Source organism: Methylovirgula ligni (assembly GCF_004135935.1).
GTDB lineage: Bacteria > Pseudomonadota > Alphaproteobacteria > Rhizobiales > Beijerinckiaceae > Methylovirgula > Methylovirgula ligni.
In genome coordinates, this window is sequence record NZ_CP025086.1 from 1,661,138 (window position 1) to 1,681,371 (window position 20,234).

The 20,234-nt window shown below is 60.1% G+C and carries 20 protein-coding genes; 5 read left to right on the forward strand and 15 right to left on the reverse strand.

Annotated elements, in window-relative coordinates; all coding sequences use genetic code 11:
* The first annotated feature begins 300 nt into the window (after window positions 1-300).
* Both CWB41_RS07960 and CWB41_RS07965 read left to right on the forward strand, forming a co-directional pair.
* On the forward strand, window positions 301-1,647 hold the full coding sequence (locus CWB41_RS07960) for a sensor histidine kinase (protein WP_115834786.1): 1,347 nt from the start codon (window positions 301-303) through the stop codon (window positions 1,645-1,647).
* Window positions 1,644-2,261 (forward strand): response regulator transcription factor, encoded by a 618-nt coding sequence (locus CWB41_RS07965; RefSeq protein ID WP_115834785.1) that lies wholly within the window; start codon window positions 1,644-1,646, stop codon window positions 2,259-2,261. Before CWB41_RS07960 ends, CWB41_RS07965 begins: the two co-directional genes overlap by 4 nt.
* A 9-nt stretch (window positions 2,262-2,270) precedes the next feature.
* On the opposite strand, the gene CWB41_RS07970 is transcribed toward CWB41_RS07965, so the two are convergent.
* The 15 genes from CWB41_RS07970 to CWB41_RS08040 all read right to left on the reverse strand — a co-directional run bounded on the left by CWB41_RS07970 (window position 2,271) and on the right by CWB41_RS08040 (window position 17,284).
* On the reverse strand, window positions 2,271-3,263 hold the full coding sequence (locus tag CWB41_RS07970; protein ID WP_115834784.1) for a PQQ-dependent catabolism-associated beta-propeller protein: 993 nt from the start codon (window positions 3,261-3,263) through the stop codon (window positions 2,271-2,273).
* Window positions 3,250-4,473 (reverse strand): ABC transporter substrate-binding protein, encoded by a 1,224-nt coding sequence (locus CWB41_RS07975; RefSeq protein ID WP_115834783.1) that lies wholly within the window; start codon window positions 4,471-4,473, stop codon window positions 3,250-3,252. Before CWB41_RS07975 ends, CWB41_RS07970 begins: the two co-directional genes overlap by 14 nt.
* 69 nt (window positions 4,474-4,542) lie before the next feature.
* Window positions 4,543-6,324 carry a quinoprotein dehydrogenase-associated putative ABC transporter substrate-binding protein gene (locus tag CWB41_RS07980; RefSeq protein ID WP_165204165.1) on the reverse strand — a complete coding sequence of 594 codons (1,782 nt, stop codon included), beginning with the start codon at window positions 6,322-6,324 and terminating at the stop codon, window positions 4,543-4,545.
* A gap of 85 nt (window positions 6,325-6,409) precedes the next feature.
* Entirely contained in the window at window positions 6,410-8,218 is a 1,809-nt protein-coding gene (locus tag CWB41_RS07985) for a PQQ-dependent dehydrogenase, methanol/ethanol family (RefSeq protein WP_245411098.1), read from the reverse strand.
* 347 nt (window positions 8,219-8,565) lie between these two features.
* On the reverse strand, window positions 8,566-9,057 hold the full coding sequence (locus CWB41_RS07990) for an EF-hand domain-containing protein (RefSeq protein ID WP_245411097.1): 492 nt from the start codon (window positions 9,055-9,057) through the stop codon (window positions 8,566-8,568).
* Between the two features lie 61 nt (window positions 9,058-9,118).
* Complete coding sequence (locus tag CWB41_RS07995) at window positions 9,119-9,475, reverse strand: iron-sulfur cluster assembly protein (RefSeq protein ID WP_115834779.1); 357 nt, start codon at window positions 9,473-9,475, stop codon at window positions 9,119-9,121.
* The gene (locus CWB41_RS08000) at window positions 9,475-10,731 is read right to left on the reverse strand and encodes a cysteine desulfurase (protein ID WP_115834778.1); all 1,257 of its coding nucleotides are present in this window, start codon (window positions 10,729-10,731) and stop codon (window positions 9,475-9,477) included. The genes CWB41_RS07995 and CWB41_RS08000 overlap by 1 nt, the downstream gene beginning before the upstream one ends.
* Window positions 10,721-11,998 (reverse strand): Fe-S cluster assembly protein SufD, encoded by a 1,278-nt coding sequence (sufD, locus tag CWB41_RS08005; protein ID WP_115834777.1) that lies wholly within the window; start codon window positions 11,996-11,998, stop codon window positions 10,721-10,723. The genes CWB41_RS08000 and sufD overlap by 11 nt, the downstream gene beginning before the upstream one ends.
* Window positions 11,999-12,005: 7 nt before the next feature.
* Window positions 12,006-12,755, reverse strand: coding sequence for a Fe-S cluster assembly ATPase SufC (gene sufC / locus CWB41_RS08010; RefSeq protein WP_115834776.1), 750 nt, complete (start codon window positions 12,753-12,755; stop codon window positions 12,006-12,008).
* A complete protein-coding gene (gene sufB, locus CWB41_RS08015; protein WP_115834775.1) occupies window positions 12,755-14,203 on the reverse strand; it encodes a Fe-S cluster assembly protein SufB in 1,449 nt (482 codons plus the stop codon). Before sufB ends, sufC begins: the two co-directional genes overlap by 1 nt.
* A gap of 247 nt (window positions 14,204-14,450) precedes the next feature.
* A complete protein-coding gene (locus tag CWB41_RS08020; protein WP_115834774.1) occupies window positions 14,451-14,942 on the reverse strand; it encodes a hypothetical protein in 492 nt (163 codons plus the stop codon).
* The gene (locus CWB41_RS08025) at window positions 14,942-15,820 is read right to left on the reverse strand and encodes a xanthine dehydrogenase (RefSeq protein ID WP_165204168.1); all 879 of its coding nucleotides are present in this window, start codon (window positions 15,818-15,820) and stop codon (window positions 14,942-14,944) included. Before CWB41_RS08025 ends, CWB41_RS08020 begins: the two co-directional genes overlap by 1 nt.
* Before the next feature lie 202 nt (window positions 15,821-16,022).
* Complete coding sequence (locus tag CWB41_RS08030; protein WP_165204171.1) at window positions 16,023-16,349, reverse strand: rhodanese-like domain-containing protein; 327 nt, start codon at window positions 16,347-16,349, stop codon at window positions 16,023-16,025.
* A gap of 57 nt (window positions 16,350-16,406) precedes the next feature.
* A complete protein-coding gene (locus tag CWB41_RS08035) occupies window positions 16,407-16,841 on the reverse strand; it encodes an ArsC/Spx/MgsR family protein (protein ID WP_115834772.1) in 435 nt (144 codons plus the stop codon).
* An 11-nt stretch (window positions 16,842-16,852) separates the two neighbouring features.
* Window positions 16,853-17,284: a response regulator gene (locus tag CWB41_RS08040; RefSeq protein ID WP_115834771.1), complete on the reverse strand. Its 432-nt coding sequence runs from the start codon at window positions 17,282-17,284 to the stop codon at window positions 16,853-16,855.
* Between CWB41_RS08040 and CWB41_RS16165 the strand changes: the two genes are divergently transcribed.
* The 3 genes from CWB41_RS16165 to nifD all read left to right on the forward strand — a co-directional run bounded on the left by CWB41_RS16165 (window position 17,165) and on the right by nifD (window position 20,177).
* The gene (locus CWB41_RS16165; protein ID WP_165203863.1) at window positions 17,165-17,500 is read left to right on the forward strand and encodes a hypothetical protein; all 336 of its coding nucleotides are present in this window, start codon (window positions 17,165-17,167) and stop codon (window positions 17,498-17,500) included. The two genes, CWB41_RS08040 and CWB41_RS16165, sit on opposite strands and share 120 nt — an antisense overlap.
* Before the next feature lie 207 nt (window positions 17,501-17,707).
* The gene (gene nifH, locus CWB41_RS08050; protein WP_115834770.1) at window positions 17,708-18,592 is read left to right on the forward strand and encodes a nitrogenase iron protein; all 885 of its coding nucleotides are present in this window, start codon (window positions 17,708-17,710) and stop codon (window positions 18,590-18,592) included.
* 82 nt (window positions 18,593-18,674) lie between these two features.
* A complete protein-coding gene (gene nifD / locus CWB41_RS08055) occupies window positions 18,675-20,177 on the forward strand; it encodes a nitrogenase molybdenum-iron protein alpha chain (RefSeq protein WP_115834769.1) in 1,503 nt (500 codons plus the stop codon).
* Window positions 20,178-20,234: the final 57 nt, after the last annotated feature.

Consider the following 20,234-nt stretch of genomic DNA (forward strand, 5'->3'; position numbering starts at 1 on the left):
TCCGGCCTGTGAGTTAAAGACGGTCCGCTTATGCGGCGCGGGTCGATTGTCTGCCGGGAGCTTCGGTTGCGACTTGAAGGAGCCCCCGGCTCAGGCGACGTCGTTCGGGTGTCGGCTTTGCAGCAGCAAGAAATCGCATGCTGCGCTGCGTAGTGCCGAACCAAGAAAAATTCTTGCTATTTTGAGGAAGTTTAAGAAGGGAGAAATCAGCACATTTCCTTCGTCTGCAAGGCCAAAGCGACCTATATCGTTATCGCCGCGCCACCGCTGGTCGCGCTTGGCAATTGAGATGAGGTTGTTTTGTCGCTTCGGCTGCGCCTGATCGCTTCCATTGCCGGCGTCCTCGCTTTCACGCTGATTGTCGGCTGCCTTCTGATCTATTTCGACGCCGTGCAGAAGGTCGACACCGAAATGCAGGCCGCGGTCAGCGTCGGCATCCACACGGTGCAGAATGCGACGGACGACGCCGAGGAGGCGGTGAATCCGCTCCGCCAGCTCGAGCTTCTCATTCAGGATTTCGACGGCAACCGCCATCTTCAGGCTTTTCTGATGGACGAGCGTGGCTTGCCGATCGCCAAATCGACATTGCTGATCCCCACCGAACCATCGCCGTTCTGGTTCAATCATCTGCTTGCGCGCGATCCTTATATCGTCCGCCTCGCGCTGCCGGCGCCGTTCGCCAAGTACGGCACGATTTTGCTGGTGAGCGATTCGCATAACGAGATCGACGAGGCCTGGAGCGATTTTCAACTGACGCTCGGCATACTGGCGCTGTTTTGCATTCTCGTCCTGCTGCTGGTTTATTTCACTCTGGGGCGGCCGCTGGCGCTCTTGCAGAAGATGACGGCGGCCTTTCGTCAGATCGGCCGGGGCGATTATAGCCCGCGCATCGAAGAACGCGGCGCGCCGGAGATTGTCGATCTCTCGCGCTGCTTCAACGACATGGTCGTCCGGCTCGACGACACCGAGCAGCAGAATGCGAAACTGCAGCAGCAGCTTACAAATGTTCAGGAAGAAGAGCGTGCGGATCTCGCGCGCGATCTGCACGACGAGATCGGTCCGCTGCTCTTTGCGCTCAACATCGACGTATCGACCTTGCAGCGCCAGGGCGCCGCAAGCACGGCGCCGGCGAGCGCACGGCTCGAAGCGATAGCGAGTACCGTCTCCGAAATCCAGCGCCATGTGCGCTCGATGCTGGGCAAATTGCGTCCCGCGGTGCTGCTCGATCTTGGGCTGGATCAAGCCGTCGGAAACCTGGTCCAGTTCTGGAGCCGGCGGCGTCCGGACGTCGATATTACGGTCGATCTCGATTGTGAAAGCTTCGGCGAGAGGCTCGATGCGACGGTCTACCGGATATTCCAGGAGGGATTGAATAACGCTCTGCGACACGGCAACCCGACGTCGATCGCGTTGCGGGCCAATATCGATGAGGAAAATCAGCTTGTCGTTGTGGTAAGTGATAATGGCAGCGGGTTCTCCGCCGGGCACCGTCGTGCGGGTTATGGCCTCATCGGCATGCGCGAGCGTATCGATGCACTTGGTGGGTCGTTGGCGGTTTCCAATCGATCCGAAGGCGAAGGCGCCGAGATCCTTGCAAAATTGCCTATCGACGCTCTCGAACTGGCAGCTTCGGAGACGGTGCCATGAGGATTTTGATTATCGACGATCATGTCGTGGTGCGCGAGGGCGTGCGCCGGCTTCTGGCCGCGCTGCCGGAGACGGAGGTGTTCGAGGCCTCGTCGGCGCGTGAGGCGCTTTCATTGTACCGCTCCAAAGCGCCTGACGTTCTGCTGCTCGATCTCAATCTTCCAAATTCGAGCGGCTTCGAGCTTCTGCGGCGGCTTCTTCTTGAAAACCGTCAGGTCAAGGTTGTTGTTCTCAGCATGCACGCCGAGCCGATCTACGTGTCGCGGACCTTGAACGCCGGCGCGCGTGGCTATGTCAGCAAGATGGCCTCGGCCGATGAACTCATCGCCGCCGTGCGCGAGGTCGCAGCCGGCGGCCGTTATGTCGAGCGCGAGATCGCCGCACAATTGGTCGTCTCGCAATATGGCGGCGCAAATCCGCTCGAAAAGCTGACGACACGCGAAATCGACATCGTGCGCCTGTTGGGAGAGGGAAAGAATTTCGCCGCCATCGCCGCGGCGCTGGGCATCACTTACAAGACGGTCGCTAACGCTTGCAGCATCATCAAAGGCAAGCTCGGCGTCGAGCGCACGTCGGATCTCATTCGACTGACCTACCAGATGCGGGAGCCGTAAGCGGCCCGCTTACGGCATCGCCACGACGCCCCACGGCAGATGGCCGACGTTGACCGATCGCACGGCCTTCAGAGTCGGGACATCGATCACGGTCAGGTCATTGGTGTTGCCATTGGCGACATAGAGTTTCGAGCCATCCGGGTCGAGTGCCATGTGCCACGGACGCTCGCCGACGAGGATATAAGACGTCGGGGCGAGCGTTGCCGTATCGACCACCGCAACACGGTTGGCGTGGCTGAGCGCGACGAAGGCGAGCTTTCCGTCCTTGGAAAATACGATGCCGACCGGCTGGATCAGCTCCGGCTGGACGCCCGGAATATCGAAATTGATCTTTCCGATGATCGTGCGTTTCTGGGCGTCGATCACCGAAACGGTGCCGCCGACCTCGGCGGAAACCCAGACCTGTTTGCCGTCGTGCGTATATTGCGCCTCGCGTGGGCGTTGATCGACGAGAACATTGTCCTCGATCGTGAGCGTCTTCGTATTGATGAAATGCGCCATGCTCGTCAGCTCGGAGGTATTGACCACGGTGGCAAGGTCGGGGCTGATGCTCAGGCCCTCCGGCTCCGCGCCCACGCCCACTGTGCCGACAATCTTGCCGCTGGCGCGATCAATGACTGTAACTTGTGAGTCCTCCTCGTTGGCCGCGTAGACGCGCTTGCCCACCGGATCGATTGCAACGAGTTCCGGATCGAGCACGTCGGGGATGCTCCGCGAGACCTTGCGGGTCTTCGTGTCGATGACATCGAGCCGGTCGTCGTCGCCGATACAGACAAAAATCTCGCGATGATCCGGCGTGATCGCGATGCCGCGCGGCCGCGTGCCCACAGGGATGACAGTTTCGATGGCCATCGTCTTGCTGTCGAGTACGGTCACGGTATTGTCGCGCTCGCTCGTGACGAACAGCGTCGCGGCGGAGGCTGGCGCAAAAGCCGGCGCAAGAAGAACCGCAAGGAGCGCGGCTAAACGATAGCATCTGATACGGGTGTTATTTGAGCGCATGGCATTTCGTCTCCGGCTCGTCATAGCCAAGCGTATCGGTATTGAAACGCGGATGGAGGAAGCCCTCGATGGGCGCGATCGAGACCAGCGCGCGAGGACCAACAAGAAGAATCGGCTGACGCAATTGCTGGTCCCAGCGTCGAAAGGAAAGGCCCTCGCCCTTGAAGGCGGCGATCGTGAATTTGTCGGAAAGTATGTAATCCCGCAGGGTCTTCGCATCAGTCGCGCCAGTGCGGAGCATGGCCTCGCCGAAGATGCGCACGCCGAGCCAGGCCTCGTAATCGCGTTCGGTCATCGTCCGATGCGAGAGGCGCACGAAGCGCCGCTGCATTTCCTTGCCGGAAAATTCCGTAAAAGCGGGATGCCAGGCGGCCGCGACGAGCCCCTGGGTTCCGACGACAGGCCGCGGATCGGTGCTATTGAAAAGCAGGTAGTCGCCGAAGGCCTCATCCTCGTCGACGACGAAAATCACGTCGTAATCAGGCAGGCTCTGTGTGAGCAGCGCCATCTGCTGCTCGGTCTGCTGATGGCCGGTATCGGTATCCCGGGTGCGGGCGTCGTAGGTGTAATTGCGCTCGGCGACGATTCGCGCACCGAAGCGCGATGCCGCACGCCGAACCGCCGCGACATAATCGAGATCGGCCGGTTTGACACCGTGAACGAAGAACCAATGGGTCCATTTCTTATAGAGAAGAAATTGCCCCAACGCGTCGGCGCGCATCGCGTTGCTGGGAGAAAGGTGGAAGATATTGCCGCGGCATTGCGCCCCGCGCAGCGTGTCGTCGCTCGTGCGGACGTCGAGAATAATGGCGTCTTTCGCCTCGGGAAGATCAGCGACGGCGAGGAGGTCCGTCGGTTCAAGATCGGCGATGATAAGCCGGTTTCCGGCGTCCAGCACTTTTTTGGCTTCGGGGACAATGTCGGCCTGCTCGGGAAGGATATCCTCCGCGAGATCGGTTTCCTGATTGATGAATTTTCCGGTGATGTTGTTATCGGCGGTGCCGACGCGCGCGCCGGCTATTCCCTTATCGCCGACAACCTGGTCGAGGAATGAGAGCGGCGTCGGCTCGCGGTAATTTTTGCCAAGATAGACAAGCCGCAAATGGATCGGCTGTTTGCTGGCTGGAGTTTGCGCTTCCAAAGGTGCCGCACTTGCCAAAAGGCTCGCGCAGCACCCGGCCAGCATGAAAGCGCATGTGGCTTTTGACATCAAAGCTCCGGATCGATCCGACGGCCGAACAGGCCTATGGGCGTGCGAAGGGGAATTCAACCCATGAACTCAGAGAGATTTTCCCTCAGCACCTGCGGTCGGATCGGAGCGTTTCGATTTTGAGCTCGTGGCAGCGAGCACATCGAGAATTTGCGCGGCCGCCTGGTTGTCGTTGAGCACTGCGAGCTCGCGTGCCGTTCGGCCACCCGTCTCTTTGGCCGACAAATCCGCGCCAAGCTGCGCGAGGACGCCGATCACTGAGGGATTGTTGTGAACGGCGGCGACCATCAGTGCGCTCATGCCGGCGGTCGATTTGGCATTTACATCGGCCCCCTTCGTGACGAGAAGCCGCGCCATATCAACAACATTCACGCCTTCGACGAGAGCCATCATACGATTGCGTGGCGGGAGCTCGCTTGCGGTAATCATCAGCGGCGTCAACTTCTCCGGCCCGACCGCCTTTGACACAGAAGCGCCAGCATTGACCAGGGCTTGAGCGGCAGCAAAGTGGCCGTCCGCCAGAGCATAGGCCAACGCGGTGTAGCCGTCCGCGGTTGTGGCGTCGACCTTGGCCTTGCGCGCGATAAGCAACTGGATGGCGGGCACGTTGTCGCTTGAGGCGGCGTGCATCAGCGGCGTCCAGCCGTCATTGTCCCGCACCTCGATATTGGCACCGTCATCGAGGAGCTCGGAAATGACGTCCATATCGCGCTGCTCGGCGGCAATGTGGATCAGATATTGCCCCAGACCGTCGTGCGAGTTGACATCGGCACCCTTGCTGACCAGATACCGGATACGCTCAAGATCGCTGTCGATCACGGCGCCATTCAACGCCGAGTTGAGATCAAGACCGTCTTTCAGCCATTGATCGACTGTGGCATCAGCGACATGCGGCGCCTCGCCGGTCGTCGTGTCGGTCGGCTTGGTTAAATGAATTGCCGGCGTGAAATAGGTGCCATGCGCGGGTATGTCGCCCGAAATGATGCAGCTGCCGCATTCGACGAGCGGGACGCCATAATCCTCCAGGACTTTCTTGATCTCGTCGCGATGCTTCTGGATTGCATCGTCGAGCATATATTTGAGCACGGCATCGGTGCTGCGCACGCCAAGCGCGAGATCGAACTCGAGCGGGATTGTGTCGTCCATCCGATTGACCGGTTGAATGGTCAATGGCTCGCCTCTTTTAGCCTTCACATAGCCGGCAAACGGACCCCAGACCGCCGCGACATCGAGATCGCCCTTCGCGACCTGCTCGACCTGCCACCAGGGCTGGTCCGCCAGGACGAGATCGCCATCATAAGTGACGGGATGCACATCGACCTTGGTGATACCACGCTTCGCAAGCGCCTCGCGCAGGGCGGAGGTTTCGTACACGCCGATGCGCAAATTTTTGAGCTGCGGATCGTCGAGCGATTTGAACGGCTTTATGCCCTTGTCGTTACGATAGGCGAGCACGTAGGTCGTGCGATATAACGGCAGCGTGGTGAGCGCGCCTTCCCAATTGGCGGGAACATCGATCAGGACGTCGCAGACGCTGTTGTCGAAGACTGCGCGTGTCGCACCGCGCTCGAGCGACGGCCGCCAGTAATAGGTGAGCTGCGCGCCAACCGCATTGGCGATAATCTCGGCGATCTTGTTCTCGAACCCCTCGCCTTTGAGATTGGAGAAGGGCAAATTGCCGCCATCGGCGCAAAACTTGATCTCCTCCATATGCATTTTAGCCGCAGCATTGCGCGCTTCCAGCTTTTGCGCGGAGGTCATGTCCTCGAAGTCGGTTTGGGCAAAGGCGGATGGGAGGAATGCAAAATTTGCGACCACGACGGTCGCGATCGAGATACTGCGGATGTTCATCGCGGGAACCTTCAAACTGGCAACCAAAAACAAAAGACCCTGGCGCATGCGGGACGCGCCAGGGCTCGCAGTTAGAATCTGCTAATCAATATTCACGGAACGTGAAGAGCGTGCCGCCCTGCGGGATCATGGGAAGGCCGGTGGCCTTCGCCATGGCCGTCGCACCAATCGCGCCGAACTTGTCGCTCATGTCGAGACCGGCAGTGACGGGCAGGCCGATCCAGCCGCCGATACCGCTCCAGACCGACACATATTGCTTGCCGTCGATCTTGTAGGTGATCGGGTTACCGATGATGCCCGAGGCAAGCTTACGATGCCAAAGGATCTTTCCGGTATCGCGATCGACCGCGCGGAAGTCACCGCCAAGGCTGCCGTAGAACGCCAGGCCGCCGTCCGTGACCAGAGCACCGCTCCAGTTCGGATACGGATCCGGGATGTCCCAGTCTACCTTACCCGTCAACACGTCGAACTTCTTGAAGCGACCGGCAACACCGGGCTTCTCTTCGTACATGTAGACGTTGGCGAAGACATAGACTGTGCCCTGCTGGAAGCTCACGCGCTGCTGCGGTTCGTCTTCCATGCACCAGTTGTTGGTCGAGCAATAGAATTTGCTCGGCTCCTTAGGGTCCACCGCGCAAGGTTGTTGATCCTTCCCGCCCATTGCCGACGGGCAGGCCTGCGTGTTGACGCCGACTTTCAGCGGCGAATGCTCGTAGACCTTGACCGGACGGCCGGTCTTCAGGTCGATCCGCTCCGCCCAGTTAACGGCGACGAACTTGCTCGCGCGCAGCAGCTCGCCAGTTACGCGGTTGAGCACGTAGGCAAAGCCGTTACGATCGAAGTGGACGAGAGCCTTGACCGGCTTGCCATCGATGTTGGGGAAGTCGACGAGGATGTTTTCGTTGACGCCGTCATAGTCCCATTGATCGAAAGGCGTCATCTGGTAGTTCCAGGCGACCGTTCCGTCTTCCACGTGGCGGGCGAAAATGGTCATCGACCATTTGTTGTCCCACTTGCCGGAGTTACAACCCTCTTGCGTCGGGGGATTTTCACCGCAGCGGGTCGTCGGGCTCCAGTTGCCGGGGTTGCCGTTCGACTCATAGATGAGCTTCAGTTCCGGATCGTAGCTGTACCAGGCCCAGGGCGAACCGCCGCCACGCTTCCACTCGTCACCGGGATAGGTGAAGCCCTGGTGCTGGGTCAAATCATGGCGGTTATTGTCTTTGTTCGAGTCGGCCGTGATACCGATTTCCTCGTCTTTGCCGTTGCTCTCCTTGCTCCAGACCAGCTTGCCGGTCTTGAGGTCATAGGCGTCGAGACGGCCGCGGGCCGCGAATTCGTCACCGCCGAAGCCTGCGATGACCAGGTTTTCAGCGATCATCGGCGCGTTGGTCTGCGTCTCGCCATGCTCCGGATAGGCATGTTTGACGACCCAGATTTCCTTGCCGGTCTTGGCATTCAGGGCGATCACGAAGCCGTCGAGAGTTCCGAAGACAACTTCACCCTCGGCGTAGGAGAGACCGCGGTTCACTGTGTCGCAGCAGGCGCGCGGCACGGCCGAAATATCGCGATCCGTCTTCTTGTCGTAGTTCCAGATTTCCTTCGGATTGTCGGGATCCGACAGGTCGAGCGCCTGTACGATGTTGGGCCACGCGCTGACCAAATACATCATCGGCTTGCCATCGACTTCGACGACGAGGGGCTGGCCCTCGTGGCCGCGCAGGGCGCCGCTCGACTGCGACCAGACCATCTGCAGCTTGTCGACATTGTCTTTATTGATGTCGCTGAGCGTGCTGTGGCGCTTCAGACCGAAATCGCCGCCCGTCACCGGCCAGAGATTGGGGTTTTTTTCGCGCTCAACAATATCCGAATTGGCGAAGCTGGGACCGGCCATAGCGACTAGCCCAACCACAGCTCCTGCCAATAGCAAAAGCTTCCCTCTACATGTCATGACGTTTCCTCTTCCACTAGGGACAGCCCCGCCCGATGCGGCATTGGCCGATCGAGCGCAGACGTTACGGCGCGTGAAGTCTTTTATGTCAGGGGTAAACGTCCGCAGTTTCGCGGACGCCTCTTTCTGCGGCGCGTTCTAGGTGCGCGTCCTACTTTTGCGTGCCATGTTCCAATGCTAGTCGGGACTAAAGGAATGGAGCTATGGAAGGCTTACCTAAAGTGCTCGGGAGTTTCTCCCGAAGCGACGGCCGGTGACGCATAAGGCAGCAGCACTTGTCGGTGGCGGCCCTATTGAAGCAGTCGCAGCAAGGCCTGTCCGGCATGGCTTCGGAGTTCTTTGGCGTCGAGCACGCCGTCATTATTGGTGTCGGCGGCATTGAACAGCTTTTCTGCCATCTCGACATATTCTTGTTTGCTCAGCGTTTTGTCGGCATCCGGATCGGCGGCGAGAAATGCATCCTTGCTCAGCCGCCCCTTGGCTTCGCTATAATCAAGTGTCGTGTCGCTATCTTTGTTGAGCCTCTCGAAGGCCGCCGCGGCCGCGGCTTCCATCTGGGCGAGATCGAGCGTCCCGTCCACAGTATGGGCAACGGGGGCGGCCAGCGTCGGACCGCCGAGCGGCGCGAAGAAGACTATCGACGCGAATATTCTTCCCAGGCGCATCCGTACTTGCTCCGTCAGCGAGCGGCTTTCCGGGAGGATTATCCTCCAAATCACGGAGCGCCCTGAAGCGGATGTTTTTGAAGGGATTCCGGGAGATTTTGGCAGGCGAACAGTCAATATCGCCCAAACCGCCTCAGCGTTCGCGAGCGAAAACCGCGCGGGGATTGGCAAGCACCGCCTAAAGAAGGCCGAGATGAAGCTTGGCCTCGTCCGACATTTTCGATTGGTCCCAGGGTGGATCGAAGACCAGTTTGACCGCAACCGTGCGGACGCCGGGTGCGGCGCGGACGGCTTCCTCGACAGAACGCACAATCTCGCTCGCGACCGGGCATCCCGGTGCTGTCAAAGTCATATCGATCTCGATGTCCGGTCCCTTTCCTGCGATACGGTAAATGAGCCCGAGATCGTAAATGTTGAGCGGAATTTCCGGATCGTGCACGGTCCGCAAGGCTGCGATCACCGTCTCCGCCAAAGGATGCAACGTTTCGGACGCCGGCAGCCCTTCGGTTTCGGTGTCGAGAGACGCGGAGTCCATTACGCGAGGAGCTCCAGCGCTTTACGGATCGCCGTGACGAGCGCCTCCACCTCATGATGCGTATTGTAAAGCGCGAAGGAGGCGCGGCAGGAGGAGGTGACGCCGTAGCGCTTCATCAGCGGTTGCGCGCAATGGGTTCCAGCCCGCACTGCCACGCCCGCTTGATCGAGCAGTGTCGCGACGTCGTGCGCGTGGGCGCCGGCGATATTGAAGGTGAGGATCGCGCCTTTGTCAGGGGCGCGGCCGAGAATCTGCACTTTGTCGATGCGGTTCATTTCCTCGGTCGCATGCGCCAGCAGATCTGTCTCATGTGTCGCGATCGCCGCGCGATCAAGCCCGGACAACCAGTCGAGTGCGACGCCGAGCCCGATCGCCTGGACGATCGGCGGCGTACCGGCTTCGAACCGATGCGGCGACGGCGCATAGGTCACATTGTCTTCGGTGACGATGTCGATCATGTCGCCGCCGCCCTGGTAGGGCCGCATCGAATTGAGAAGCGCGAGCTTGCCGTAAAGAAAGCCGACACCGGTCGGACCATAGAGCTTGTGACCAGTACTGGCGTAGAAATCGCAATCGAGCACTTGCACGTCGACTGGCGCATGCACCGAGCCTTGGCAGCCGTCGATCAGAATCTTGGCGCCCGCCGCATGAGCGAGGTGAATGATCTCGCGGAGCGGCGTTACGGTGCCGAGAACGTTCGACATATGCGTCACCGCGACGATCCGGGTCCGCGGCGTCAGTAGCTTGGCAAAGCTTTCGAGATCGAGGCGATCGTCATCTGTCAGCCGGGCCCAGCGCAACACGGCACCCTTGCGCTCGCGCAGGAAGTGCCACGGGACGATGTTGGCGTGGTGCTCCATCTCGGTGATGATGATTTCGTCGCCCGGCACGATCTCGGCGCCGAGGCTGTCCGCGACGAGATTGATCGAGTCCGTGCCGCCCTTGGTGAAGATGATTTCGTCCACTGAGGCAGCATTGAGGAAGCGCCGCACAGACTCGCGCGCCGCTTCGTAAAGCGCGGTCGATTCCGCCGAGAGGAAATGGGCGCCGCGATGGACATTGGCATAGGTCGAGGCATAGGCGTCGTTGATCGCGTCCAGAACGACGCGCGGCTTCTGTGCGGAGGCCCCGTTATCGAGATAGACGAGCGGCTTGCCGTTCACCTGGCGTGAGAGGATCGGGAATTCCGCGCGCAACGCTGCGACGTCGAATTGCGCCGGACAATCCACGCGTGGCGCCGTGATGCTAGCCGACATGGTTGACCTCTTTTGCATGGTGCTCCAGCCATGTGTCGGAGCAGCTGGAGACGAGGTCGCGCAAATCGGCGCTCTCGATGGCGTCGAATGCTTCGAACAAGAAGGCCCGCACGAGCAGGGCGCGTGCCTCGGCCTCCGGAATACCGCGGGCCCGCAGGAAGAACAGCGCCGCCGCATCGAGTTCGCCCGCCGTCGCGCCGTGGCTGCACTTCACATCGTCGGCGAAAATCTCAAGCTCGGGCTTGGTCGCGATTTCCGCCTCGCGCGACAAAAGTAGGGCGCGGCTCATCTGATAGGCGTCCGTACGCTGCGCTTCCTGCGCGACCTGCACACAGCCCTGGAAAACGCCGCGGGAGCGCCCTGCCAGCACGCCACGAAAGCTCTGCCGGCTCGATGTGTTCGGCGCAGCATGGGTCATGACTGTTGTATTGTCGCAATGGCGGCCGTTGCCGACGAGATAGGCGCCGTCAATATTTGCCCGCGCCTCCTCGCCGATGAGCTTCAACTGCGCCTCGTGGCGCGCGAAATGGCCGCCTTCTGAGAGATAGAAGGCGCGGTAGGACGCCGCAGCGCCAATTTCGGCGAGCGTGACCGCCGATTGGCGCGCGGCCGGGCCGAGCCGGTCAATCCGCAGATGGTTGAGCCGGGCGCCGTTTGCGAGCCGAAACTCGCTGACGATTGTCGCGAGTGATGAGGCGCCGTCGTGCGTCTCGATCAGCGTGAATTCGGTGTCCTTCTCAATTTGGATGAAAAGACGCAGATGGCCGCCTTCGGGAGCGCGCATGCCCTCTTCAGGCCGCCAGATGAAACTGACGTGCAGCGGGCCGGAAACGCCCTTGCCGACGTTGAGCACCAGGCCGTCGCTCATGACCGCCGTATTGAGATTGACGATCGGGTGATCCTTGAGCGGATTGACAGTCCCGATTTGCGCGGCGAGATCCGGGGCTGCCCCGGCGAGCACGGGCATGAGCGACAATGCGCCGATCCGGTGGAAGTCAGAATTGGCGTCAAGCACACCGTTCTCGAAGCGCGCCTGCGCCGCGCCGGGAATGGTGAGGGCGTCGCGCGGCGCTTCCGCCGGCCGTGTCGTCTCATTCAGGGCCTGAGACAGGTCAGAATATTTCCAGGTTTCGAGCCGCCGGGTCGGCAGGCCGTGAGCGACGAATTCGGCGCGGGCCTGGTTGCGCAAAGCGCCGAGCCCCTGCTTGCCGCTATCGAATTTGGCTGCGCCGGAGAGCAGGTTCCTGAGTGAAACGATATCGCTCATGACGCCCTCACGCGGCTTTACCGATCAGGCCCTCATAGCCTTCGGCCTCGAGCTGATGCGCGAGCGTCTTGTCGCCGGAGCGCACGATTCGCCCGTTGGCGAAGATATGCACGCGGTCCGGAACAATGAAATCCAGTAGCCGCTGATAGTGCGTGATGACGAGGAAGCTGCGATCCGGCGCGCGCAAAGCGTTGACGCCCTCGGCGACAAGCTTCAAGGCGTCGATGTCGAGACCGGAATCGGTTTCGTCCAGGATGGCAAGCTTCGGCTTCAGCAGCGCCATCTGCAAAATCTCGTTGCGCTTCTTCTCGCCGCCGGAAAAGCCGACGTTGAGCGGGCGTTTCAGCATCTCTTCCGTGACATTGAGCTTCTTGGCCGTTTCGCGCACGAGCTTCAGGAATTGCACGGCGTCGAGTTCCGGCTCGCCGCGCGTCTGGCGCTGCGCGTTCAGCGCCGTCTTGAGGAAGTTCAGCGTGGAGACGCCGGGAATCTCCAACGGATATTGAAAGGCGAGGAAAATGCCCTTCGCCGCGCGCTCTTCCGGCGAGAGCGGCAGAATATCTTCGTTGTCGAGCGTGACAGAGCCGCTCGTGACATTATAGCCCTCGCGCCCGGCAAGCGTATAAGACGTCGTCGATTTGCCGGCGCCATTCGGCCCCATGAGGGCGTGCACTTCGCCGGCTGGAATGTTGAGCGTGACACCCTTCAGAATGTCCTTGCCATTGATATTGGCGTAGAGATCCTTGATCTCGAGCATTATCCGACGCTCCCTTCGAGACTGATGCCGACCAGCTTCTGCGCCTCGACGGCGAATTCCATCGGCAATTGTTGCAAGACCTCGCGGCAGAAGCCATTGACGATGAGCGCCACCGCCTGTTCGGCGGGGATGCCTCGCGAAAGACAATAGAAGAGCTGATCGTCGCTGATCTTCGAGGTTGTCGCCTCGTGTTCGAGGATGGCGGTCGGATTGCGCGAGACGATGTAAGGAACCGTATGGGCGCCGCACTTCGCGCCGATGAGCAGAGAGTCGCATTGGGTGAAGTTGCGCGCGCCATCCGCCTTCGAATTGACGCTGACCAACCCGCGATAGGTGTTCTGCGCATAGCCGGCCGATATGCCCTTCGAGACGATGCGGCTCTTGGTATTCTTGCCAAGATGAATCATCTTCGTGCCGGTATCGGCCTGCTGGTAATTGTTGGTGATAGCAATCGAATAGAATTCGCCGACCGAATTCTCGCCGCGCAGGATGCAGGACGGATATTTCCAGGTGACGGCTGAACCCGTCTCGACCTGCGTCCAGGAAATCTTGGAATTGGCGCCACGGCAATCGCCGCGCTTGGTCACGAAATTATAAATGCCGCCTTTGCCGTTCTCGTCGCCGGGATACCAGTTCTGGACGGTCGAATATTTTATCTCCGCCCCTTCGAGTGCGACAAGCTCGACAACTGCGGCATGCAACTGGTTCTCGTCGCGCTGCGGCGCGGTGCAGCCTTCGAGATAGGAGACATAGGCGCCTTTGTCGACGATAATCAAAGTACGTTCGAACTGGCCCGTCTTCGATGCGTTGATGCGGAAATAGGTCGAGAGCTCCATCGGACAGCGCACGCCCTCGGGCACATAGACGAAGGAGCCGTCTGAGAAGACCGCGCAATTCAACGTCGCATAATAATTATCGGTCGGTGGCACGACCGAGCCGAGATATTTGCGTACGAGTTCCGGATGCTTCTGCAAAGCCTCCGAGATCGGGCAAAAAATCACGCCGGCTTCTTCGAGCGTCGCCTTGAAGGTCGTCGCGACCGAGACCGAGTCGAACACCGCATCGACCGCGACGCCGGAGAGCATTTTCTGTTCCGAGAGCGGGATACCGAGCTTCTCATAGGTCCGCAAAAGCTCCGGGTCGATCTCGTCGAGGCTCTTCGGCTTCTCGCCATCGCCTTTCGGCGCGGCGTAGTAATAAAAGTCCTGAAAGTCGATCTTCGGGTAGTTCACGCGGGCCCAAGCCGGCTCTTCCATCTTGATCCAGCGCCGATAGGCGTCCAGCCGCCATTCCAGCATCCATTCCGGCTCGTTCTTCTTGGCCGAGATGAAGCGAACGATGTCCTCGTTCAGGCCCTTTGGAGCGAACTCGCTCGCGATATCGGAAACAAATCCGTATTTATATTTTTGATCGGCGAGTTCTTGTAGGGTTTCCACCTCCTGGGTCATATCAAGATCCCAACTTCGGATCGAACATCACCAGCGATGATCGCCGCGCACCGTAGTTTGAGACGATCCGCAGCAGGGCATCTTTCGTCATCGAAAGCTTGATGCTGCAAGTCTGCGAGATGAAGTTGTTTGTCATAATCCCTACGCGATCTCGTTTGGCAACGTGTGCTCCGCCGCCACATTGGAGTTAGTGCAAACTGAGTGCCACGCGTTTTCGCCGACGCGAAGCGCGCTACGACGTGCGTGTTCAGGCACTGCCGTCGGCGATCGCCGCGACGACCGACCAGCCAACGGCGCCGGTCGGATCGAACTTTTCAAGCGCGTCGAGAATTTCGCGCGCGCGTGCGCGATCGGCCTGGCGCAGGCTGATGAAGGCGAGCGCCTTCAGCGTATAAAGTGCAAAGCGGCCGGGGCCATCGAGAGCGCAGGGCGCCTGCCATTGTCGCCAGTCGCGTGGCCACCCGGCTTGCCGCGCCGCCTCCTGGAGGCCGCTTTGTGCGGTTTCTTCCGCAGCTTCAAGGTTGCCGCCATAGGTGTGGATTTTGTAGAGGCAGAAATAGGTCGCGAGCTCGGCCGGCGCTGCAGCGCGCGCTTCGCGAAAGAAGCGATCGGCTTCCACAGGGTCGGTACGATAGGCGCGCACGCCCTCCTGCAGCAGGGCATCTATCGCCGGCGGCAGATCGCCGAAATTGACGGCGTCCGGCTCGCGGCGCGGACGAAAAGCTGTGACCGTTCCCATCAGCGAACGAGGTAGAGTCTGCGTCCGCGCTTGCTCGTCGGCGGCTCAGTCCCGCTTTCAATGTGGCTGAGGGCATTGCAGACGGCTTTTGCAATCGCATGACCACGGCTGTCGATGCCGGTGAATTTGGCGTTGCGGCCGCGCGGATCGATCTCCAGCAGCTTTACATCTGCGGGGACTTCGGTTCCGTCGCGAACGACGCCGCGCAGAATGCCGTCAAAAGGCGCCCGTATCGGATCGCCGCCTAAATGGCCGACGACGAAGTCCTTGAAAATCCGCGTGCCGATTTCGAGGGGCGAATGCCAGCGTCCGGCGAAGGCCGATCGTACGAAGCGTTCCGCACCGCGCGTGCCGAGCAAGTCCGGCGCGCCATCCGGCGCGTCGGTCGCGCCGCTGCGAATGATGCGTCCGGCTTTCCCCGGTCGTGTTTCAATTGCGATATCGCAATTGTTCTCCGCCGTGAAACCGGGCCCAAGCCCTATGGTTACGTGCGCAAGGCGCCGCAAATCTGGCGTCACTTGATACTTCTGCATCCGCGCATCAATCAGAATATTGAGCGTGCGCAGGATCATCAGATCGAGAATTCCAAGCTCGGTGATGATGACGCCATTCCTGCGCGCGAGCCCCGCCTGGACTTCCAATCCGCTATCGGCGCGGACGGCGCCGACGCCATCGATGTCGATAATCTCGTCGAACAGTGCGTCGTGGAAAGCCATTTTGCGGCGAATGACGGGCGGGATCGGATCGTGAGACAGGACGACGCCATAGCCGCGATGATGCAGATAGGCCGCGATCGCCGAGGCGATCTCGTTGGTGCCGAGAATCAAAGCGATGGGGTGAAAGGGCTGGCCCCTGCCGGTCTTTTCTGAAGTGCTCAATGGCCTTCCTCTGCGATTGCCTAAGGCCAAAGCAAGACCGGGGCCGGATCGGCCGACGTCCAAGTAAACACGCGAAATCAGTATGATGCGGCCTTCCCAACAGCCGAGCCGGCGCGCGCGTAACATTCGCGACAGCGGGCAATGTCCGAAAGGCGACGTGATTATTCGAGCAGAGTCAGCGATGGAAGCCGGCGCGTGCGACCTAACCGGCAAGAGTGTCGGCGCGATTGATCCAGGCCTCGTAGCCGCCGTTGAGGCTGTAGACGTTCGTATAGCAAAAATCCGAGAGGAGCTGACCGAACTCCTGGCTGGCATAGCCATGATAGCAATAGACCAGAATGGACCTGTCCCTCGCCACGCCATCGAGGATGTTGAACAGATTTGCGATGGTGGCGTTCTTCGCTCCGTCGATATGGCCGCGCTCGAATGAATCGGCCTCGCGGACATCGAGGATGATGATGTTGCCGCTGCTGATCAACGTCTCCGCGTTGGCAGCATCGATATGTTGGAAGGGGACGCGCGTGCTCACTTTGATATCCTTGGATTGGCCAATCTCTGCATTCGTGGGTTGCGCCGGTGTGACGGATCAGGCGCCTGGGCCGGCTGCCGCCGCGGGGTCGGGGCAGGGCGTCTGATTCGGGCGCGAGCAATCGTCTCCGACGCGGCCGCCTTCGCTTCCGAGCAACTCGGCGACGACATCATTGTCAAAGCCGGCGCAACGCTTGCCGTCCGTTTCGATCAGCGGGCGTCGGATGAGCAGCGGCTCGGCGACCAGCAAGCCAAGCGCCGCCGTCGCCTCGAGCCGGGCGGGATCGATTTCGCCGGATTTGATTTTCGGCGCGGCCGGGTTGAACCAGGCGGCGATGGGAAGACTCCCGAAAAAGCCGCGCAACCGTTCGGCGGTCCAGCCCTCGTGCAGCAGGTCGCGTGCCTCGACCGAATGGCCGGCCTGTTCAAGCGCGAGCTTCTGACGGGCATTGGTCCCGCAGCCGGGCTTTTGGAAAAAGACGATCTTTGCCATTCCGCGGGCGCTCACAAAGTTCCGAGCTGGATCAGCGGCGCCGCGCCGCCACGTCCGAGAACCGTGTCGACCTTCTTGCGGACAGCTTCGAGCGTTAGCGGCTTGACGACGGCGCCGTGTGCACCCGCCTTGAGAGCCTCGACCGCTGTGGCTTCCTGGCTTTTGTCGCAAGTGATGAGAATCCGCACACCGGGAAATTTTGCGGCAATCTCCGGGATCAGCGTAGCGCCGCGTTCTTTGACGAAGCCAACGCCGAGCAGAACAAGGTGCGGGGCCAGCCAGCCGACACCTTTTGTATAAGCCTCCTCGGGGCTCGCCAGTTCATGCGTCTCGATTTCATCGTGCAACATGAATTGCAGCGCGGCGCGGACGATTTCATCCTGATCTATGACGAACACCCGTCGCTGATCGACGGCCTTGGATGTCTCAACACCTATCTGCATATGTTGCCTCGCCAGCAAGTCACAATGACCAATCCGGTCCGCTGCACGTTGCTGCAAATTCCGTTCCCGGCATGGATGAAGCGGCAAAATTCGATCCGGAGAACTCCGTTTCGCTGCGGCCGGCGTGGGCCCGATCTTGTCTTGTTTCTTACAGAGGAAACCGACGCTGTCGTGTTCGACACAGCTCCTGAAATTTCCAAACAAATTGAAATGTGAATTTAAAAACAGTTACTTACAAGTTCATTTCACGCTGGCACACCCGTTGCAAACCCAATGCGTGCGGAATGGTGAGTGAGGGCTGGGTGCACGCCGACGCGCTGACGAGCGATGCACTCCTTCCCGTAAATAACGCGCCAGTTTCTGACAGAACAGACGCGCCGGGTGGCGCGGTCGTCATTGGCATTGGTTTTATGGAGAACCTACATGTCGGCACTTCGACAAATCGCGTTTTACGGTAAAGGCGGCATCGGCAAGTCCACGACCTCCCAGAACACGCTCGCGGCTCTCGCCGAGCTTGGGCACAAGATTCTGATCGTCGGCTGCGATCCCAAGGCGGATTCGACCCGTCTTATCCTGCACGCCAAGGCGCAGGATACCATCCTGAGCCTGGCCGCTGCCGCTGGCAGCGTCGAGGACCTCGAAATCGAAGAGGTCATGAAAGTCGGCTACCGCGACATTCGTTGCGTCGAGTCGGGCGGCCCGGAGCCGGGCGTCGGCTGCGCCGGCCGCGGCGTTATCACCTCCATCAATTTCCTCGAGGAGAACGGCGCCTACGAGGGCATTGATTATGTTTCCTACGACGTTCTTGGCGACGTTGTCTGCGGCGGCTTCGCGATGCCAATTCGCGAAAACAAGGCGCAGGAAATCTACATCGTCATGTCGGGTGAGATGATGGCCATGTATGCGGCCAACAACATCTCCAAGGGGATTCTGAAATACGCTAATTCCGGCGGCGTGCGCCTGGGCGGGCTGGTCTGCAACGAGCGCCAGACCGACAAGGAGCTTGAGCTGGCGGAGAGCCTGGCCGCGAAGCTTGGCACGCAGCTCATCTACTTCGTGCCGCGCGATAACATCGTTCAGCACGCGGAACTGCGCCGCATGACGGTGCTGGAATATGCGCCTGAATCTCAGCAGGCCCAGCATTACCGCAACCTTGCCAACAAGGTCCACGCGAATCGCGGCAATGGCATCATCCCGACTCCGATCACGATGGATGAACTTGAAGACATGCTCATGGAGCACGGCATCATGAAGCACGTCGACGAGAGCGAAGTCGGCAAGACTGCCGCGGAACTTGCGGCCGTCTAAATAACTGCTCCAAACGTGTCGGCCTCTCCCTCGCGAGAGGCCGGCCTCGGGATGCGATCGGATAGGCGAACGAGGTGTCAAAATGAGCCTAGGAAAAACTGAAACCGTTGCCGAGATCAAGGCTCGCAACAAGGAATTGATACAAGAGGTTCTGTCCGTTTATCCGGAGAAGACCGCCAAGCGCCGCGCCAAGCACCTGAACGTGCAGGAGGGCGGCAAAGCCGATTGCGGCGTCAAGTCCAATCTTAAGTCCATCCCTGGCGTCATGACGATCCGCGGCTGCGCTTATGCCGGCTCAAAGGGTGTCGTGTGGGGGCCGATCAAGGACATGATCCACATCAGCCACGGCCCGGTGGGCTGCGGCCAATATTCCTGGGCTGCACGCCGCAATTATTACATCGGCACGACCGGCATCGACACGTTCGTGACCATGCAGTTCACGTCGGACTTTCAGGAAAAAGACATCGTCTTCGGGGGCGACAAGAAACTTACCAAGCTGATCGACGAAATCCAGGAGCTTTTCCCGCTAAACCACGGCATCTCGGTTCAGTCGGAATGTCCGATCGGGCTCATCGGCGACGACATCGAGGCGGTCTCGAAAGTCAAATCGAAAGAATATGGCGGCAAGACGATCGTGCCCGTTCGCTGCGAAGGTTTCCGCGGCGTTTCGCAGTCGCTCGGCCATCACATCGCCAACGACGCGATCCGCGATTGGGTCTTCGACAAGCTCGATCCGAACGCGCCGCCGAAGTTCGAATCGACGCCTTACGACGTCGCGATTATCGGCGATTACAACATTGGCGGCGATGCCTGGTCGTCACGCATCCTCCTCGAGGAAATGGGCCTGCGGGTCATCGCGCAATGGTCCGGCGACGGCACTCTGGCAGAGCTGGAGGCGACGCCGAAGGCGAAGCTCAACGTGCTGCACTGCTACCGCTCGATGAACTACATTTCGCGTCACATGGAAGAGAAGTACGGCATTCCGTGGTGCGAATATAACTTCTTCGGCCCCTCCAAGATCGCCGAATCGCTGCGCAAGATCGCCAGCTTCTTCGACGACAAGATCAAGGAAGGCGCCGAGCGCGTCATCGCCAAATATCAGGCGCTGATGGATGCGGTCATCGCCAAATATCGTCCGCGCCTCGAAGGCAAGACGGTCATGCTCTTCGTCGGCGGTCTGCGCCCGCGCCATGTGATCGGCGCTTACGAGGACCTCGGCATGGAGGTTGTCGGCACGGGCTATGAGTTCGGCCACAACGACGATTATCAGCGCACCGCCCAGCATTACGTGAAGGATGGCACGCTGATCTATGACGATGTGACGGGCTACGAGTTCGAGAAGTTCGTCGAGAAGATCCAGCCGGATCTGGTCGGCTCGGGCATCAAGGAAAAGTACGTCTTCCAGAAGATGGGCGTGCCGTTCCGGCAGATGCACTCCTGGGATTATTCCGGCCCCTATCACGGCTATGACGGGTTCGCCATTTTCGCGCGTGACATGGATATGGCGATCAATGCGCCGATCTGGAAAATGGCCAAGGCGCCTTGGAAGGTCCAGCCGCGCCAGACGTTGATCGCTGCCGAATAAACGATCGTCACCCGGGCGGCCGAGCAGCGGCCCGGGTGACCAACTCAAAAGGTTTCA